The sequence below is a fragment of the Paractinoplanes aksuensis genome, from assembly GCF_024137025.1.
GTDB lineage: Bacteria > Actinomycetota > Actinomycetes > Mycobacteriales > Micromonosporaceae > Actinoplanes > Actinoplanes aksuensis.
The window spans coordinates 218794-235747 of sequence record NZ_JAMYJR010000031.1 but is presented as its reverse complement, the minus strand read 5'-3'; the positions used below and the strand labels follow the sequence as shown (position 1 = coordinate 235747).

15 protein-coding genes are annotated in these 16954 nt (G+C 70.5%); 2 read left to right on the top strand and 13 right to left on the bottom strand.

The annotated features are described in order from the left end of the window. Positions 1 to 66: 66 nt before the first annotated feature. Positions 67 to 1677: a tetratricopeptide repeat-containing diguanylate cyclase gene (locus tag M1L60_RS28715; RefSeq protein ID WP_253240646.1), complete on the bottom strand. Its 1611-nt coding sequence runs from the start codon at positions 1675 to 1677 to the stop codon at positions 67 to 69. Positions 1678 to 1884: 207 nt separating this feature from the next. Continuing rightward, a complete protein-coding gene (locus tag M1L60_RS28710) occupies positions 1885 to 3465 on the bottom strand; it encodes an MDR family MFS transporter (protein WP_253240645.1) in 1581 nt (526 codons plus the stop codon). Between the two features lie 118 nt (positions 3466 to 3583). On the opposite strand from M1L60_RS28710, the gene M1L60_RS28705 reads away from it, so the two are divergent. After that, on the top strand, positions 3584 to 4180 hold the full coding sequence (locus M1L60_RS28705; RefSeq protein WP_253240644.1) for a TetR/AcrR family transcriptional regulator: 597 nt from the start codon (positions 3584 to 3586) through the stop codon (positions 4178 to 4180). A 102-nt stretch (positions 4181 to 4282) separates the two neighbouring features. On the opposite strand, the gene M1L60_RS28700 is transcribed toward M1L60_RS28705, so the two are convergent. Continuing rightward, positions 4283 to 4840: a TetR/AcrR family transcriptional regulator gene (locus tag M1L60_RS28700; protein WP_253240643.1), complete on the bottom strand. Its 558-nt coding sequence runs from the start codon at positions 4838 to 4840 to the stop codon at positions 4283 to 4285. A gap of 58 nt (positions 4841 to 4898) precedes the next feature. Here M1L60_RS28700 and M1L60_RS28695 point away from each other — a divergent pair, with 58 nt between their 5' ends. After that, positions 4899 to 5636, top strand: a complete 738-nt coding sequence (locus M1L60_RS28695; protein ID WP_253240642.1) for a dienelactone hydrolase family protein — start codon at positions 4899 to 4901, stop codon at positions 5634 to 5636. Here M1L60_RS28695 and M1L60_RS28690 read toward each other — a convergent pair. The 10 genes from M1L60_RS28690 to M1L60_RS28645 form a co-directional block, all read right to left on the bottom strand. Continuing rightward, on the bottom strand, positions 5633 to 5983 hold the full coding sequence (locus M1L60_RS28690) for a hypothetical protein (RefSeq protein WP_253240641.1): 351 nt from the start codon (positions 5981 to 5983) through the stop codon (positions 5633 to 5635). The genes M1L60_RS28695 and M1L60_RS28690 overlap by 4 nt on opposite strands. Before the next feature lie 11 nt (positions 5984 to 5994). Continuing rightward, the gene (locus tag M1L60_RS28685) at positions 5995 to 7026 is read right to left on the bottom strand and encodes a UDP-N-acetylglucosamine 2-epimerase (protein ID WP_253240640.1); all 1032 of its coding nucleotides are present in this window, start codon (positions 7024 to 7026) and stop codon (positions 5995 to 5997) included. A 207-nt stretch (positions 7027 to 7233) separates the two neighbouring features. Further along, positions 7234 to 8088, bottom strand: a complete 855-nt coding sequence (locus tag M1L60_RS28680; protein ID WP_253240639.1) for a hypothetical protein — start codon at positions 8086 to 8088, stop codon at positions 7234 to 7236. 99 nt (positions 8089 to 8187) lie between these two features. Beyond that, positions 8188 to 8778 carry a GTP-binding protein gene (locus tag M1L60_RS28675; protein WP_438862162.1) on the bottom strand — a complete coding sequence of 197 codons (591 nt, stop codon included), beginning with the start codon at positions 8776 to 8778 and terminating at the stop codon, positions 8188 to 8190. A gap of 22 nt (positions 8779 to 8800) precedes the next feature. Continuing rightward, positions 8801 to 9262 carry a DUF742 domain-containing protein gene (locus M1L60_RS28670; RefSeq protein WP_253240637.1) on the bottom strand — a complete coding sequence of 154 codons (462 nt, stop codon included), beginning with the start codon at positions 9260 to 9262 and terminating at the stop codon, positions 8801 to 8803. Next, positions 9259 to 9723, bottom strand: coding sequence for a roadblock/LC7 domain-containing protein (locus M1L60_RS28665; RefSeq protein ID WP_253240636.1), 465 nt, complete (start codon positions 9721 to 9723; stop codon positions 9259 to 9261). Before M1L60_RS28665 ends, M1L60_RS28670 begins: the two co-directional genes overlap by 4 nt. Then, the gene (locus M1L60_RS28660) at positions 9720 to 12614 is read right to left on the bottom strand and encodes an ATP-binding protein (protein WP_253240635.1); all 2895 of its coding nucleotides are present in this window, start codon (positions 12612 to 12614) and stop codon (positions 9720 to 9722) included. The genes M1L60_RS28665 and M1L60_RS28660 overlap by 4 nt, the downstream gene beginning before the upstream one ends. Next, positions 12601 to 13677, bottom strand: coding sequence for a hypothetical protein (locus M1L60_RS28655; RefSeq protein ID WP_253240634.1), 1077 nt, complete (start codon positions 13675 to 13677; stop codon positions 12601 to 12603). The genes M1L60_RS28660 and M1L60_RS28655 overlap by 14 nt, the downstream gene beginning before the upstream one ends. A gap of 512 nt (positions 13678 to 14189) precedes the next feature. Then, entirely contained in the window at positions 14190 to 15860 is a 1671-nt protein-coding gene (locus tag M1L60_RS28650; protein WP_253240633.1) for a DUF885 domain-containing protein, read from the bottom strand. A 19-nt stretch (positions 15861 to 15879) separates the two neighbouring features. Then, complete coding sequence (locus M1L60_RS28645) at positions 15880 to 16938, bottom strand: PHP domain-containing protein (RefSeq protein WP_253240632.1); 1059 nt, start codon at positions 16936 to 16938, stop codon at positions 15880 to 15882. Between the last annotated feature and the right edge of the window lie 16 nt (positions 16939 to 16954).

Sequence of the window (16954 nt, the reverse complement as noted above, 5' to 3'; positions counted from 1 at the left end):
TGCGGTAAAGAGTAGCGGTCGAAGTCGATCAGGATCACTCCTGATCTTGAGTGAGGGGGCAGCAGCTCAGGCCGCCGAGGCACGATCGCGGTAGGATCGGCTCCTGTCCGGACCGGGCACTCCGCACACGACGCGGTCGCGGCCACCGTGCTTGGCGGCGTACAGGTTGCGGTCGGCTGTGGACAGCAGCCCGGGCTGGGTCAGCTTCTCGGACTCGCTGACGCAGGCCACGCCGATGCTGATCGTGACGGGCAGACCGTGGGTGATGCCACCCCAGTCGTACGCGCCGACGGCTCGCCGGATGCTGTCGACCGCCCGGCCGGCCCGCGGCGTCGGACACCCCGGCAGCACCATGAGGAACTCCTCGCCACCCATCCGGGCGACGAAGCCGTCGGGTGACACGGCGGCCAGCTCGGTCTCGAGGATCTTGGCCACCTGGACCAGCACCTGGTCGCCCACGTCGTGCGAGAGCTGGTCGTTGATCCGCTTGAAGTGGTCGAGGTCGACCAGGGCCACGGTCAGGTCGGGGTCGGTGCCGATCAGGCGGGACAGCTGCTCGTCGATGAAGCGGCGGTTGCGCAGGCCGGTCAGCGGGTCGCGCCGGGCCTGCTCGCGGAAGCGCTCGGCCTCCTGCCGGGCCTCGGCCGTCTCGAACATCGCCTGCCGGGTGCGGGCCTGGGCCTCGCGCTGCCGGGACCGCAGCGCGAGGTAGGCCGCATGGAAGGACTTGTGAGCCTCGTACGCCTCCGCGAACTCGCCCCGGGCGGCGTGCAGCTCGGCCTGCTCCTCGTGCACCTGCACCATGAAGTGACCCAGCTCGCGGTCGGCGCAGAGCCGGCGGGAATCGTCCAGGCTGAGCTGGGCGCGCTCGTACGCCCCGAGACCGCGCTGGGCCCGGGCCAGGTTGAGCAGGTATTCCGGCATCGCGTCGGCGTCGTCGCGCCGGATCAGCTGGTATTTCTCGATGCACAGCAGCATCGTCTGCTCGGCCTGGGCGTAGCGGCCGTTGCCGAGCTCGATGGCGCCGATCGTGTCGAGCACGGTGGCGTCGAGCACGAAGTTGTGGGTGTCGGCCAGCACGCGCAACCGCTCCGCGACCTGTTCGGCGTGGGCGTAGTTGCCGGCCGCGTGCTCGGAGTACGCGTAGTTGTTGAGCACGTAGAGCCGCAGGTCGGGCCGGTTGAGCTCGGTCGTCAGCCGCTCGGCCTGGTCGAAACGCTCGCGGGCCGTCTCGTACGAACCGGCGAAGGCCAGCGCGTCGGCCAGCTTGGCCCGGTGCCAGATGTGCATGTGACCGGTGGCCGTCTCGTCGAGCAGCTCGACGCTGAGCAGGGCGTGCTCGAGGCTCTGGGCCGCGTCGCCGAGGTGGCGGTGGATGGCCGCCCAGATCAGGTGGGTACGAGCCGTGAGCCGGCGGGCGTCGTGGTCGACCGCCCACTGGTGGATGTGCCAGATGCGCTGGGCGGCCTCGGCGACGTCACCGGAGCGCATGCGCATGTTGGCCTGGCTGAGCCGGGCCCGGGCGACCATCATCTCGTCACCGAGCAGGTGGGCCTGACGCTCGTAGCGTTCGGCGCGCTCCAGCATGGGGACGGCATCCCAGTGGATGTCGTCCTCCAGTTCGAGCAGGGCGGCGTCCAGCCACTCGGCGTCGAGCACTTCCCGGTCCGGATCCACGTGGCCAGCCCCCTCTCTCGCTTCTGGGCCACTGATCGTCAGCGCCGGCCCGCGGTTGAGGAAAACCCGATGATCAGCGCTCCGCTTCCGAAGGTTAGCTCTGTGTAAGGCGGCCGTTCCATGTTCACCGGCGTGAGCAATCTCGCCCCACCAGCAACAAACGCGGCGCCCGCCAGGAGCGGACGCCGCGTTTCCCGGGCGTGTCGGTCAGTGGGCCAGGACGGGCTCCTTCTCGTCCGACGACGAAGCGACGGGGGCCTCGTCGACCGTCGAGCGCAGGGGAGCCGGCTTCATCAGAGCCGCCGCGATGACGCCGACCACCGCGATGGCCGCGCTGATCAGGAAGATGTGCCCGGTCGCGTCGCCGTAGGCGGCGCGCACGATGTGCTGGATCGAGTCGGGCAGCGCGGCCAGGTTCAGCGAGCTGCCGCCACCGGTGCTGCCGGCCGGAACTCCGGCGTTGGCCAGGTCGCTGGTGATCTGCTCGTTGACCCGGCGGGCGAGCACCGCGCCGAGCACCGAGACGCCGATCGTGCCGCCCAGCGAGCGAAAGAAGGCCACCGTCGAGCTCGCGGCGCCGATGTCCTTGAGCGAGACCGTGTTCTGGACCGAGAGCACGAGGTTCTGCATCGACATGCCGACCCCGGCCCCGACCAGTGCCATGGCGATTCCGACGTACCAAAGCGGGGTTTCGTGGTCGAGCATCGAGAGCCCGGCGAAACCGGCGACGAGCACGATCGTGCCGGCCAGGATGTAGGGCTTGATCCGGCCGCTCTTGGTGATCATGCGACCGGTGACCGTCGAGGAGACCAGGATGCCGGCCATCATCGGGATGGTGAGCAGGCCGGCCTCGGTCGGGCTGTAGCCGCGGCCGATCTGGAAGTACTGGCCGAGGAAGACGGCGCCGCCGAACATGGCCATGCCGACCGATAGGCTCGCGATGATGGCGAGGGCGGTGTTGCGCTTCTTCACGATGTCGAGCGGCACGACCGGCTCGGCGACCCGGGTCTCGACCCAGACGGCCAAGGCCAGGAGCACCAGGCCGGCGCCGACGAACGCGCCGGTCTGCCACGAGGCCCAGGCGAACGAGCTGTCGACGAACGAGACCCAGACCAGCAGGGTGCTGACGCCGGCCGCGATCAGTCCGGCCCCCAGGTAGTCGATCTTCACATTGGCCCGGCGGATGACCTCGAGGTTCAGCGTCTTCTGCAGGACGACCAGGGCGATCACGGCGATCGGGGCGCCGATGAAGAAGGTCCAGCGCCAGCCGAGGGCGGAGTCGACGATCAGGCCGCCCAGCAGCGGGCCGCCCACCGTGGCCAGGGCCATGACGCCGCCGAGGTAGCCGTTGTAGCGGCCGCGCTCGCGGGGCGGGATCATCGCGGCGATCGCGACCTGGACCAGCGCCTGCACGCCGCCCATGCCGAGGCCCTGGAACGCACGGGCGGCGATCAGCTGACCGGCCGTCTGCGAGAAGCCGGCCACGATCGAGCCGAGCACGAACACCACGATGGCGATCTGGACCAGCAACTTCTTGCTGTAGAGGTCGGCCAGCTTGCCCCAGATCGGGGTGGAGGCGGTCGCGGTCAGCAGGGTCGCGGTGACGACCCAGGTGTACTGCGTCTGGCTGCCGTCGAGAGCGCCAATGATCTTGGGCAGCGCCGTGGAGACGATGGTCGAGCTGGCCATCGCGACGAAAAGCACCAGCAGGAGGCCGGAGAGGGCTTCCATGATCTGGCGATGGGACATGGCGCCCGGCCGGACGCTCGTAGTGGTCGAGGCGCTCATCGCGCAGCCTCCATCGTGGTGAAGCAGAAGTAGTTGCCAGATACAACTATCGGCGGACCGTTCCCATTGCGCAACTTTGCACATTGAGAAGGGAATCACACGCCGGTACGCTCAACTCATGACCACCGCTGCCGAGCCCGGACTCCGCGAGCGCAAGAAAGCCGCGACCCGGCAGTCCCTGCACGCGGCGGCCATGCGGCTGGCCATCGAGCACGGGCCCGAGCGGGTCACCGTCGAGGCCATCGCCGACGAGGCCGGTGTCTCCCGGCGTACGTTCTCGAACTACTTCGGCAGCAAGGAAGAGGCGCTGCTCTATGGCGACTACCAGCGCATCCACCTGCTGATCGAGCAGGTGCGGGCCCGCCCGGCGGGTGAGCCGACCTGGGTCGCCCTCACGGCGGCGGCCGAGCAGTTCTATCTCAAGCTGGGCGATCTCGACCCGCAATGGGTCGCGCAGAGCCGTCTCGTCCGCGCGCAGCCCGGTCTCGTGGGCGCTCAGGTGCAGACGTTCGCGGCGCTCGAACGGGACCTCTCGGCCGAGATCGCGGCCCGCACCGGGGCCGACCCGGCGAGCGTACGGGTGAAAATGACCTCCGCCGTTTTCCTGGCCTCGCTGCGGGTGGCGTTGCACATCTGGCTCGACAAGCCGCCCGGCACCAACCTGTGGGAGCTCGTGTCCGAGACATTGGCCGAGGCCGGTCGCGGCTTCGCCTAGAACCCAGCGCGACCCCGGGTGGGGGCCCAGGGTCGCGCCGTATTGGGGATGAGAGTCGAGTGTCGGCCGCCTCGTGTTAAACGGTCCTTAAACAGCTTTAAATCATCGTGCGCCGAGACCGTCCAGCACCAGGGCGAGCTGGCGGCGCCACGCGCCGGGGTCGGCCGAGCTGCGCAGCACCCCGGCGTTGGCCCGCATGAGCAGGCTGATGTCCTGCCGGGTGAAGTCGCCCCGCAGCCGGCCCGCGGACTGGGCCCGGCGGATCACCTCGGTCGCCCCCCGCTGGGCCGTCGCCAGCAGTCCGGCCAGCCGCTCGTCCTCGTCGAAGCCGGTGGTCACCAGCAGCTCCGAGAGCCCGCGGTCGGTCGCCTGGATCTCGAACAACCGGGTCAGGTAGGACACGAAGGCGGCCCACGGGTCGGGCTCGGCCAGCGCCGTCTCGGCCAGTTCGACGTACCCGGTCATCTGGCCCGCGAAGACCTCGGCGATCAGGTCGCGGCGGGTCGGGAAGCGCCGGTAGAGAGTGGCATTGCCGACCCCGGCCCGGCGGGCGATCTCGTCGAGCGAGGCGTCCAGCCCGTGTTCACCGAAGACCTCGCGGGCGGCGGCGAGGAGCGCGACCCGGTTACGCTGCGCGTCGGCGCGCAGTCGATCTGCCATGGGTGACAGGGTACGACGGGACCGGGGAAGCATCCCCGGTTGGTGTACGGTCGCCGCCATGCAGATCAGTACCGTGCAGATCGACGCCACCGACGCCACCTTTGTGCGGCCCGACGGGGACGGCCCGTTCCCCGGGGTCCTGCTGTTCATGGACGCGTTCGGGCTGCGGCCGCGGATCACCGAGATGGCCGGGCGGATCGCCGAGCGTGGATGCGCCGTGCTGGCGCCCAACATCCTCTATCGCGGCGGGCCCTCGCCCCTGGTCCAGCCGGAAGAGCTGCAGGACGAGGAGAAGCGCGGCGCCGCGTTCGGCCGGCTGATGCCGCTGATCCACGGGTTGACGGCCGACCTGATCGCGGCCGACACCGGCCGCTACCTCGACTTCCTGTTCACTCAGGACGGCGTGGCCGACCGGCCGGCACTGATCGTCGGCTACTGCATGGGCGGCACGAACGCGGTGCGGGCCATCGAGGCCCACCCCGACCGGATCACCGCGGTCGCCGCCTTCCACGCCGGCCGCCTGGTCACCGACGGGCCGGACAGCCCGCACCGGGCCGTCGGCGCGATCACCGGCGAGGCCTACTTCGGTCACGCCGACAACGACCCGTCGGCCACTCCCGACCAGATCCGCACGTTGGAGGTGGCGCTCGACGAGGCCGGGGTGAAGTACACATCGGAGGTCTACGCTGGGGCGCCGCACGGCTTCACGATGTCGGACACAGCGGCGTTCGACCGCGAGGCCGAGCAGCGGCACTGGGTCAACCTGTTCGCCCTGCTCGACCGCACCTTCGGTTAGTTCGCGTAGAGGCCCGGGAAGTACTGGTCGGTCGCGGTCACGTCGTAGACCTGGCGCACCTCGGTGATCCGGCCCTCGGCGATGGTCAGGAACTCCACCATGCGGGCCGTGCCGAACGGCGCCTCGAGGTCGTAGACCAGGGCCGCGCCGTCGTCGGCCCGGCTCTGCCCCACCACGGTCACCGTGTCGGCGAAGACCGCGATCCGGTGCAGCACCTGCACCAGCTCCTCGTCGTCGACCGGGGCGTCCAGGTTCCACTCGATCTCGGCGTCGGGGGCCAGCATCTGCCGCACCGCGACCCGGTCGTCGCTGGTCCACGACTTCGTCCAGAAATCGGCGACGTCCATCGTGCTCTCCTTCATCGGGCGACTCCCGCGGTGGGCTTGACCGGCATCGGGTCGGGGAACTGGCCGTGGCCGAGCAGGGCCGCGGTGGCCTGGGCGACGCGGTAGGCGGCGAGGCCGTCGCCGTACGGGTTGCCGCCGAGCGCCATCGCGTCCCGGCGCACCCGGTGCTCCAGCAGGTCCGCGGTCTCGCTGGTGATCGCGGCCGGGTCGGGCTCGACCAGCTTGGCGCTGCCCGCGTGCAGCGCCTCGGCGTGCCGGGCCGCGAAGCCGATCATCAGCACCGGGCAGTAGGCGGCCAGCGCCTCCTCGACCAGGTCCTCGTCGTCGGTGACCACGAGGTAGGCCTGGGCCAGCAGGGTGGCGGACTCGAGCCCGGGGGCGAAGTCGGCGGCCCGCACGACCTCGAGGTCGGGGTAGCGGCCGCCGAGGTAGCGCAGCGCCGGGCCGATCGCTTCGGCCCGCTCGGCCGGCACGCCCAGCACGATCGTGCGGTGGCCCCGCGGCGGCGCGGCCAGGGTCCGGGTCGCGAGCAGCTGGGCCGCGTCCTGGGCGGTGCCGCCGGTCAGCAGGGTGTCGCCGGGGATCACGCGCTCGTCCAGCAGGTTCATCGCGGCCAGCGGGGTCGCGGCCAGGTGCACGGTGGTGACCTGGGCCAGCAGGCGCCGCTGGGGCTCCAGGGCCGACGCCGAGCCGAACTCGCCCGAGCGGCGGCCGGCGTCGACGGTCAGCACCGGGACGCGCCGCCAGAACGCGGCCAGGGCCGGGGCCAGACTGTCCCGGACGACCACCGCGGCCGGCGTCCGCACGGCCCACAGCTCGTCGAAGCGGCGCATGGTCTCGGCGTGGCCGTCACCGGACGGCAGCGTGATCCGCGGGGTGAGGCCGAAGGCGGCCAGGGCCTGGCCGACCGCGTCGGGGTCGGTGCCGGTGGCCACGGGGACGGCGGTGAGGCGACCCTGCTCGCGCATCGCGAGCGCGACCGGGGCGAGCCGCAGGGCCTCACCCACGGTGCCGGCGACCAGATGGACTTCGGGCAACGACATCAACATCTCCGAGGCGTACGCAGGTGGGCGGCGAACCGGTGAAGGTCACGCGCCGTAGCGGGAACGCCTTGGACGCTATTTCAGTTACACAGCGTGATACAAGGTCCAGCGGTGTGATCTGGCTGAACGGCCCAACCCAGACATCTCAGGCGGGCTTTTCGGGCGCAAACCACCCGGGACCCGGGTAACGGTGAACATTACGCAGCGTCAGCCGCGGGGTTGCTGGTCGAGCAGTGACGGGTCGTCGCGCAGCAGCGCGGCCAGCCGACGGGCCGCCATCTCGGTCTCTTCCGGCCGCTCGACCTGCAACGGGATGGGCTGGGGCAACGGTGTGGGCATGCTCCGCTGCTCCGGCACCGAGGCGCCGCGCTCGGCCGCGGACGGCTCGGCCGGCGCCCGGTGCTGCTCGGGGTGGATGCGGCGAGTGGCCCCACCGGACGTGTCAGCCTGTGTCGGCACCGGCACCGGCGGCGGAGGCGTGGCGGCGAACGGGTGCGGCGGATAGGCCGGCGGTTGCTCGCTCGAGGCCATGCCCAGGTCGCGCAGGCGGGCGCCCAGGTCGCGGGACGACTCGCCGGGGTCGCGCTCGGGATAGCGGGGGTCGGCCGACGCGGGCGGCTCGTCGAAGGAGCCGTAACGGCGCTCGGCCGTGTCGGGCTCGGGGTAGTAACTGGCCGGGCCGTACCTGTCCTGATCGTCCTGGCTCAGCCGGCGGGTGTCAGCCCCGGGATCGGCCGGCGCCGCCGAATAGGGCCGCACGTCGGCGTCGAGATCGAAGTCGGCGTGCCGACCGCCGCCCGACTCGGGGGCCAGAGCATTCGCGTTCTCGGCGTTGACCTGCACCTGACCCTCGGACAGGTAGAAGTGCAGCAACAGGGGATCGCCGGCGCCCTCGACGCCCACGCTCACCCCCAGCTCGGGATGACGCGCGACCACCGCCGCGACCGCCTCGACCAGCTCCGTCACGGCCGCCGGCGTGCCGGGGGACTCACCCGTGGCTCGTCGGCGCAGCTCGTCACGACGCGCGAGCTTGTCGAGAGCGTCATCCAATCCGCCTCGCACGTGATCGTCCTTCCGTAGCGGGTCTCGCCGATTACCACTCTGCCCGCTCGAAGGCCGATTTGGGAACCTCGATCTCAGCGACCCGTCGCACACCCGCCGTCAGGAGTACGACGATTTCTGCCGGACCGCCTTGTCGAGAGCCTGATCGAGCACGACGAGCAAGGCGTCGCGCACCGACCCGCGGAAGCGGGCGTCGAACGCGAGCACGGGCACATCCTCCCGGATGGCCAGGGCCCAGCGCACTTCGTCCAGGCTGTAGCTCATTTGACCGTTGAAGGTGTTGACGCCGACCACGAACGGAAGCCCGGCCCGCTCGAAGTAGTCCACGGCGGGATAACAGTCGTCGATCCGGTTGGTATCGACCACGACCAGCGCGCCCAGGGCGCCCTTGATCAGGTCGTCCCACATGAAGGCGAAGCGGGTCTGTCCCGGCGTGCCGAAGATGTAGAGCTTCAGCGTCTGGTCGATCGTGAGCACGCCGAAGTCCATGGCGATGGTCGTCGTCGTCTTCGTCGAGCCCAGGCCGGGGTTGTCGATACCGACGGCGGCCGAGGTCATCTCGGCCTCGGTCGTCAGCGGCGAGATCTCCGAGATGGCGCCCACGGTGGTGGTCTTGCCGACGCCGAAGCCGCCCGCAACGATGATCTTGACCGGGACCGGGGCCTTCTTGGGCGGTCCGCCGCTGCCCACGGCGGCGGTGCCGACGACGCGGTCAGGTGATTGCTCGTAGTCCACGGATCACTCGCATGATGGTTTCGGGGTCGGGGGTCTCGTTGTCCAGCACGTGGACGTCCAGTTGGCCGGCGGCCCGCAGGTCGCCGACGAGGATGCGCGTGACGCCGAGATGCAGGCGCAGCCGGGCGGAGATCTCCGCCACGGAGACGGGTTCGAAACAGAGGCCGACGATGGCCCGCATCTCGGGTGAGAGACGGACGGGCCCCGCGCCGGGGGTAACGGTCACCTGCGTTTCCATCCCGATGTCGGGATCGGCGCCGTTGGTGCGGCCGGACGTGATGACGAACGGGCGCAACGCAGCGGACTGCTCGGGGGCCGGCGGTTGCTCGTCCTGGGGAGCGGGACGGTAGCCGCCGGCCGCGAGCGGGCCGGACTGCAGGAACGGGCGGACACTCGGCCGAGCCGGGTGTGCCGGGTCGTCGGGGTCCGGATAGGTCATTGCTGAACGGCGTTCTTCAACTCGGCGATCAGGCGCGGGCTGAGGGCGCCACCGGCCCGGGTGGCGAACAACGTCATTTCGTACGCCAAGGTGCCCAGGTTGGCCGAGCGGTCCGCGATCACACCGAGCACCGACCCGGCGCTGATGGCGGTGACCAGCAGATACCCGTCGGCCATGTCGATGATGACCCGGTTCAGCGAGCCCAGGCGGTACCAGCTCGCGGCCCCACCGGCCAGGCTGGTCAGACCCGAGACCACGGCGGCCAGACGCTCGGCGTTGGGCCGGTCCTTGATCGCCGACATCGCCATGAGCAGACCGTCGGACGACACCGCGATGGCCTCGATCACGCCCGCGGTGCCGGAGGTGAAGGAGTCCAGCAGCCAGTTGAAGGTCTTGGCCTCGGCGCTCAGCTGGGACTGAGCAAAGCCGTTGCCGGTGTCGGTGCTGTAGGGGGAAGTCATCGCGGTTGTCCCTCGGGTTGTGGCTTCGTTTCGTTCAGTGCGAGTGCGACGCCGTACTCGAACTGTTCCATCAGGGCTCGGGCCTCGTCCGGGTCCAGGGGAAGACTCGGCGACGCCGGCGGCGGGTAGTTCGGCTCGTCACGCGGCAGGGTGGCGCCCGGCACCCGGCGCGCCAGGGGCGCGTGGCCGGCCGACGGCGGCGAGGACATCTGCGTCTCGGCGACGTCCCACTCGGCCCGGCTGACCCCGGCCTCGAAATCGTCGAACGCGGCCCTCGCGGCGACCGCGTCGTCCTGCGACGGCAGGCGGGCCGGAAGCGCCCGTCCACCCTCTTCCGGCAACTGGCTGCCGGGGATCCGGCGGCGCAGCGGGCCGGTGTTGCCCTGGCTGGGCGGCTGCACGGCCGGGGCCGGCGGCGGTTCGGGCATCGACGGCGGCGGCATCGACGGCGGCTGGTAGGCCTGGGGCGCGTACCGGTAATCCTCGTCGCTCGTCCGCTGCTGCGGGATGGCCGGCATGGCCGGCGGCGGCTCGACGGCCGGCTGCGCCCAGCCGGTCGGGGCCGGCGTCTCCACGACGGGCTGTGACCAGGTGGTCTGCGGCGGCGTCGACGGCTGCTGGTGCCAGGCGCCCGGACCGGCGGCCGGCAGCTCCGGCATCGCGGCCGGCACCCGCCCGGCGACCGGGGCGTTCAGGTCGTAGTCGGGCGTGACCATCGGCTGCTGGAAGGCCACCGGCTGGCCAGGCGTGTAGACCGGCTCCGCGTCGTACACCGGCTGCCCGGCGTACGGGTCGAGGGCCGGCCCGGTCACCTGGGCCGTGGCCTTGATCGGCGCGAACGCGTTCCACGACTGCCCGGTCTCGAGCGTCTGGGTGGCCCGGTTCAGCACGTTGGCGTCGAACGGCTGCTGGCTCCCGGGCACCGAGGCCCGGGCGGCCGAACCGGCGATGACCTGCGCGAACTCCGACGTGTGGTAGCCGGCCGGAGCCGGCGCGGCGACCGACGGGAACGGCGGCACGTCCGGTGCCATCGTGGTGATCATGCGGGCGATCAGGTGCGACGGGTTGAGGTCGACCCATGCGGTGATGCCGCCGCCGGGCGTCTCGGTCAGCGTGACCTCGATGCCGTGCCGGCGGGCGAGCCGGCCGACCACGAACAGGCCGAGCACCTCACTGGGGGCGAGGTCGAGCCGCTCGCGCCGGGTGAGCCGGGCGTTCTCCTCGGCCAGGCGCTCGGGCGGCATGCCCAGGCCCTGGTCGACGATGGCCAGACGGGCGCCGCCGCGCAGCTCGTTGGCCGTGATCACGACGCGGGTGTGCGGCGGCGAGAACGCGGTCGCGTTCTCCATCAGCTCGGCCAGCAGCAGGGTCAGGTCGGCCAGGACGGCCGGCACGACCACGATCTCTTCCGGCACGTCGACGTCGACGCGGGTGTAGTCCTCGATCTCACCGAGGGCGAGGCGGACGACGTCCTGCAGCGGCAGCGGGGCCATGTGTTCGTTGGCGCCGGTGGCGCCGGAGAGCACGACGAGGCTGGACGCGTTCCGGCGCAGACGGCTGGACATGTGGTCGAGGCGGTACAGCTCGGCCAGGCGGTCACCGTCGGTCTCGCGGCGTTCCAGGTTGTCGATCAGCGCCAGCTGGCGGCCGACCAGGTTCTGGGTACGCCGTCCGACGTGCGCGAACATCTGGGCGGTGTTGCGCCGGCCGAGCACCTGACGCTCCACCAGGCGTACGGCGGTGGTCTGGACCCGGTCGAAGGCGCGGGCCAGGTCGCCGATCTCGTCCTGGGCCTCGACGTCGACCGGGTCGAGGCGGATCGGCCGGACGGATTCGGCGTCGTCGTCGGCCACCCGCTCGAGCTCGGCCTCGGCGGCCCGGGCGATCCGGTCGGCCGAGACGGTCAGACGGCGCAGCGGCCGGGCCACCGCGCGCGCCATGAACAAGCTCAGGCCGACCACGATCAGCAGCAGCAGGAACGAGCCGCCACCGATGAGGAAGGCGTCGCGGATGGCGGTGTCGCGGTTGTTGGTGACGATCGCGTCCACGTCGGCCGCGACCCGCTTCTCGACGAAGCCGCCGAGCACCAGCACGGACTGCAGCGACGGGAACAGCGTCTGGATCTGCAGCGACGCGATGGCCGTGGCCGGGTCGGTCGCGGCCAGCTGCAGGAACTGCGGGCCGACGCGGGACGAGAACGCGTCCTGGGCGCCGAGGTAGAGCTTGTACTGGCTGTCGGTGAAGAACGACTGGGCGTTCAGGATGATCTGCTGGAGCTGGATCAGCGACTGCGAGAACAGGCCGATGAAGCCGGGTTCCTTGGTGACCACGGCCGAGGTCAGGTAGCCGGAGGCCTGGCTGATCAGGTCGTCACTGCGCAGCGCCTGTTCCAGGGCGAACAGCTGGCGGCCGACACCGGTCTTGAGGTCGGCGTTGGACGAGAGCGCGAGCCCGTTGATGATCGGCGTGATCCGGTTGGTGAACTCGAGGACCAGGTCGTTGGGCAGGATCGCGCGGTTGATCACGTTCTGCCGGGTGTTGTCGAGCCGGGTCGCGTTGCGCAGCGCCCGGGACAGCTCGCGGGAGACCGCGTCACCGCCGTCATCGACCCGGGCCACGGCGTCGCGGGCGGCGGAACTCTGCAGCACCAGGTCGGACTGGCCGACCAGGCCGAACAGGAACCCGACCGAGAGCAGGCGCTCCTCCTGGAGCTCCTGCACCGCGGTGCCGACGCGGGTGGCCAGGGCCACGGTGTCCGACGTGTTCTGCGCGTCCGTGGCGGCCTGGACGCGGTTGACGATGATCGGCACGCTCAGCGCCACGACGCCGAGCAGCGGCACGAGCACCAGCAGGGCGAGCTTGCCCAGGATGCGGAACTTACCGAAGAGCACCGGACCGCTCCCCCCGCCGTGTCGGGTCGAGCTCGCCGTAACCCGGAGCCTGGTCGTACGGGTTGTTGTACGGGCCGGGCCGGTTCGAGCCGACGTCGCTCGGGCGCTCTGCCGCCGGCTCGGTCTCGCGCCGGCGGGTGAACGCCGGCCAGATCAGCGCGCCCAGCACCAGCAGCAGGGCGAGCGCGCCCATGATGATGGCCTCGGTGCGCCGGTAGTCGTACGTGCCGATCCGGTCGTCGAGCAGGCGCTCCATCTCTTTGAGCGTGATGCCGGCGAGGTTGCTGAGCGCCGTCTGCAGCGTCGTCTGCGCGGTCGACATGGTGGCGGCGTTCGGGGTGCCGGCCGGGTTGGCGCCACGGTTCATCGCCTCGACCCCGCGGCGGAACGAGTCGAGCGCGCTGACCAGGCTGCCGCTGAGCGTGTCGCTCTCGGTGTTGTCGACCGCGGCCTGCAGGTTCTCGGTGAGCTGCTTGACGTTGTCCTGCACGGTGAGCACCTCGTGCGCGAACTGCGCCTGCACCTGCGGCCGGCTGGCGGCGGGCAGGCCCTGCAGGAGGTTCGCGTAGTCGCCCATCCGGTTCACCCGGGTCACGGTCGTCGGCATGTCGACCGCCACGGCCTGCTGCAGGTTCGAGATGTCGCCGTCGGGGTCGCGGTTGAGCTGGGCGTTGCGCCGGACCGCGGCGTACAGCGCCAGCGTCAGGTCGCTCGCCTCGACGTGCGCGTTGAGAATGTTGACGGGGCCGGTGACCTTCGGCAGCTTGCTGATCTTGTCTTTGAGGTCGGCCCAGCGCTCCTTGGTGCGCAGGTCGTCGCCGAGCTTGGCGTCGGCCGCCGAGACACGGGTGACGGCCGCGGCCAGCGACTCGGGCGCCTCGCTGACGCCCTGGATGCCGGTCGACTGCGATTCGGCGAGAGCGCTCACGAGCGGGGTCAGGGCGGTCATGTACTCCACGCCCTTGAGTTCCAGCTCGGTGCTGCTCCGCTTGTCGGAATTATCCGTCCAGACCCGGCCGAACAGCACTGCTGTCGGCACGAGAACCAGGACCGTCAAAATCACCGCGAGAGCGGAGCCTAAACGGGTTCGCCGGCTGTTCATTGCTTTCGTCCTCCGCCATGCACACGCGATGAGCCGTATTTTTGGCTACGTTCCGTAGCCGTCAGGCGCACGATCCGGGCCAATCTATCCGAGAAATCCTCAAGGAACCCCTTTCCAAGGGCCAGAACTCTCTCGGCTGATCGGGGGATACAGGGTGCCGTTGTCGTCGTTGTAACGAGCGTTCAGTTCCGTTGCCCGGGTCGGAAGCCCCAGCCCAGACCGGTTCGCAGAAGACAGGAAAGTTATCGCGGCGATGGTAACGGCAGAGTGGCCGGACGAAAAGCTACAAGATCGGTAAACGTCGGCCGATAAGACCGACGTCGATTAAGCGAAAAGTAGTTGACTCATAACACTCAGCAATGAAGTGGCTGAAAGTGCTGGACTGATCACTGCTCAACGACGGGCGTTCGGACCCCGGTGGGGCTTTCCCGCGGCTTTTCCCCGACGCGAACCGGGGAAAAGCCCGAAACGGGTCAGATGCGGGCGAGTGCCTTGCGAAGGGGGTCGAGACCGAGCGAACCGAGGTTCAGCGCATCCCGGTGGAACGTTTTCAAATCGAAATCCGCACCCTTGCGCCGGCGGGTCTCCTCACGGGCCTGGAGCCAGATCCGCTCGCCGACCTTGTAGGACGGGGCCTGGCCCGGCCACCCAAGGTAACGCTTCCACTCGAAGCGCAGCGTCTTCTCCTCCATCCGGGTGTGCGCCCGCAGGAAGTCCCAGCCCAGCTCCGGCGTCCAGCGCTCGCCCGGGTGGAAGCCGAACGGATTGTCCCGCGGGATCTCGAGCTCGAGGTGCATGCCGATGTCGACGATCACCCGCGTCGCCCGCAACGCCTGGCCGTCGAGCATGCCCAGCCGGTCGCCCGGGTCGGCCAGATAGCCCAGCTCGTCCATCAGGCGCTCGGCGTACAGGGCCCAGCCCTCGCCGTGCCCGGAGCACCAGCACAGCAGGCGCTGCCAGCGATTGAGCGTGTCGGCCCGCAGCAGCGTCTGGCTGATCTGCAGGTGATGGCCGGGCACACCCTCGTGATAGACGGTGGTGACCTCACGCCAGGTGGAGAACTCGGTGACCCCCTCGGGCACCGCCCACCACATGCGGCCGGGCCGGCTGAAGTCCTCGCTCGGGCCGGTGTAATAAATGCTGCCGTCGCTGGTCGGGGTGAGGCAGCACTCGATGGTGCGGGCGGGCGGCTCGATGTCGAAGTGGGTGCCGTTCAGCTCGGCGATGGCCTTGTCGGCCAGCGCCTGCATCCAGTCGCGGAACGCCTCCTTGCCCGGGATCAGGCGGGCCGGGTCGGCGTCGAGCGCGGCCACCGCCTCGTCGATCGAAGCGCCGGGACGGACGATGTCGCCCGCCGTCGCCCGCATCTCTTCCTCGATGCGGTGCAACTCGGCGAAGCCCCACTCGTACGTCTCCTGCAGGTCCACCTTCGCGCCCAGGAAGTACTGCGAGGCCAGCTCGTAGCGCTCGAGCCCGGCCGCCTCTTTGTCACGGCCGCGGGGCGCCAGCTCGCGCCGCAGGAACTCGGCGAACTCGACCGTGGCCGCCGTGGCCGCTTCGGCGCCCCGGGTCAGCTCGGCCGCCAGCGCCCCCTCGGCGTCGAGCCGGCCGGCCAGCCCGCGGTAGAAGTCGTCCCGGTCGGGATCGGTCCAGGCGTCGCATTGCTCGGCCACGGCCAGCAGCTGGGCCCGCGCGCTGATCCGGCCGGCGCCGGCCTCCTCGAGCAGGGTGCGCTTGTACTGCTCGACCGCGCGCGGCAGGTCGTTGAGCCGGGCCGAGATGTTGGCCACGGCCTGCTCGCCCTCGGTCGGCATGACGTCGAACACGCCGCGCAGGCTGTGCAGCCCGCTGCTGATCACGCTCACCGCGCTGCGCGAGAAGCCGGCCTCGTCGGTGGCCAGCTCGAGGCCGAGCCGCTCCATCATCGCGTCCTTGGCCACGGCCTCGGACTCGTGCTTCGGGTCGATCACGTCGAGTTCGTTGAGCGTGCGCCGGGTCAGCTCGGTCTGCGCGGCGAAGCCGTCGGGGGAGAAGTCGTCGGTCCGGGCGTCCTGCCCGGCAATGCCCGCGTAGGTTGCGCCGATCGGGCTGAGTTCCGCCCACTCGTCGACATAACGGTCGGAGAGGTCATCAATTCGTCCCACGGCCCGACCCTACGACCTTTCAGGCGTGTCCGGCGGTCCACTCGAGCAGGCTCTCCATCGACCAGGTGTTGACCACTCTTTCCGGTGGCACACCGCAGAGAGCGGCGCGCTCACAGCCGTACCGGAGCCAATCGAGCTGCCCGGGCGCGTGCGCGTCGGTGTCGATGCTGAACAGACAACCGGCCTCGACCGCGACGGTCAGCATGCGCTTGGGCGGATCGAGCCGGTCGGGCCGGGAGTTGATCTCGATGGCCTTGCCGTGCTCGACGGCCGCCGCGATCACCTGGTCGAGGTCGAACGTGCTTGGCGGGCGGGTGTGGCCCTTGCGGTGGCCGCGGTCGCCCTCGCCCGCGGCCGCCACCTTGCGCCCGGTCATGTGCCCGAGGATGTCCAGATGCGGGTTGGCCAGCGCGTTGACCATCCGCTTGGTCATCCGGGGCGACTCGTCACGCAGCTTGCTGTGGACCGAGCCGACCACCACGTCGAGCCGGGCCAGCAGCGCGTCCTCCTGGTCGAGCGAGCCGTCGTCGAGGATGTCGACCTCGATGCCGGTGAGGATGCGGAAGCCCTCGGGCAGCGCGTCGTTGACCTTGGCCACGTAGTCGAGCTGGCGGCGCAGCCGGGCCGGGGGCAGGCCGCGGGCGACGGTCAGCCGGGGCGAGTGGTCGGTGAGCACGAGATACTCGTGGCCCAGCTCGACCGCGGCCAGTGCCATCTCTTCGATCGGGGAGCCGCCGTCGGACCAGTCCGAGTGGGAGTGGCAGTCGCCCCGCAACGCCTCGCGCAGGCGCAGGGCCGCGCCCTGCAGATCGGTGCCCTGGGTGCTTTCGAGCCGGCGCAGATAGACCGGCTCCTCGCCCTCGAGCGACTCGGCGATGCAGCGGGCGGTGACGTCGCCGACGCCCGGCAGCTCGCCCAGCGTGCCCGCCGCGGCCCGCTCGTTCAGCTCGGTGACGGGCAGGGCCGCGATCGTGTTGGCGGCCGAGCGGAACGAGCGGACCCGATAGGTCGACTCGTTCGCACGCTCGAGCAGAAAGGCGATGCGCCGCAGGTCGGCCACCGGATCACGAGACGCCATGACGATCAGCTTAGAG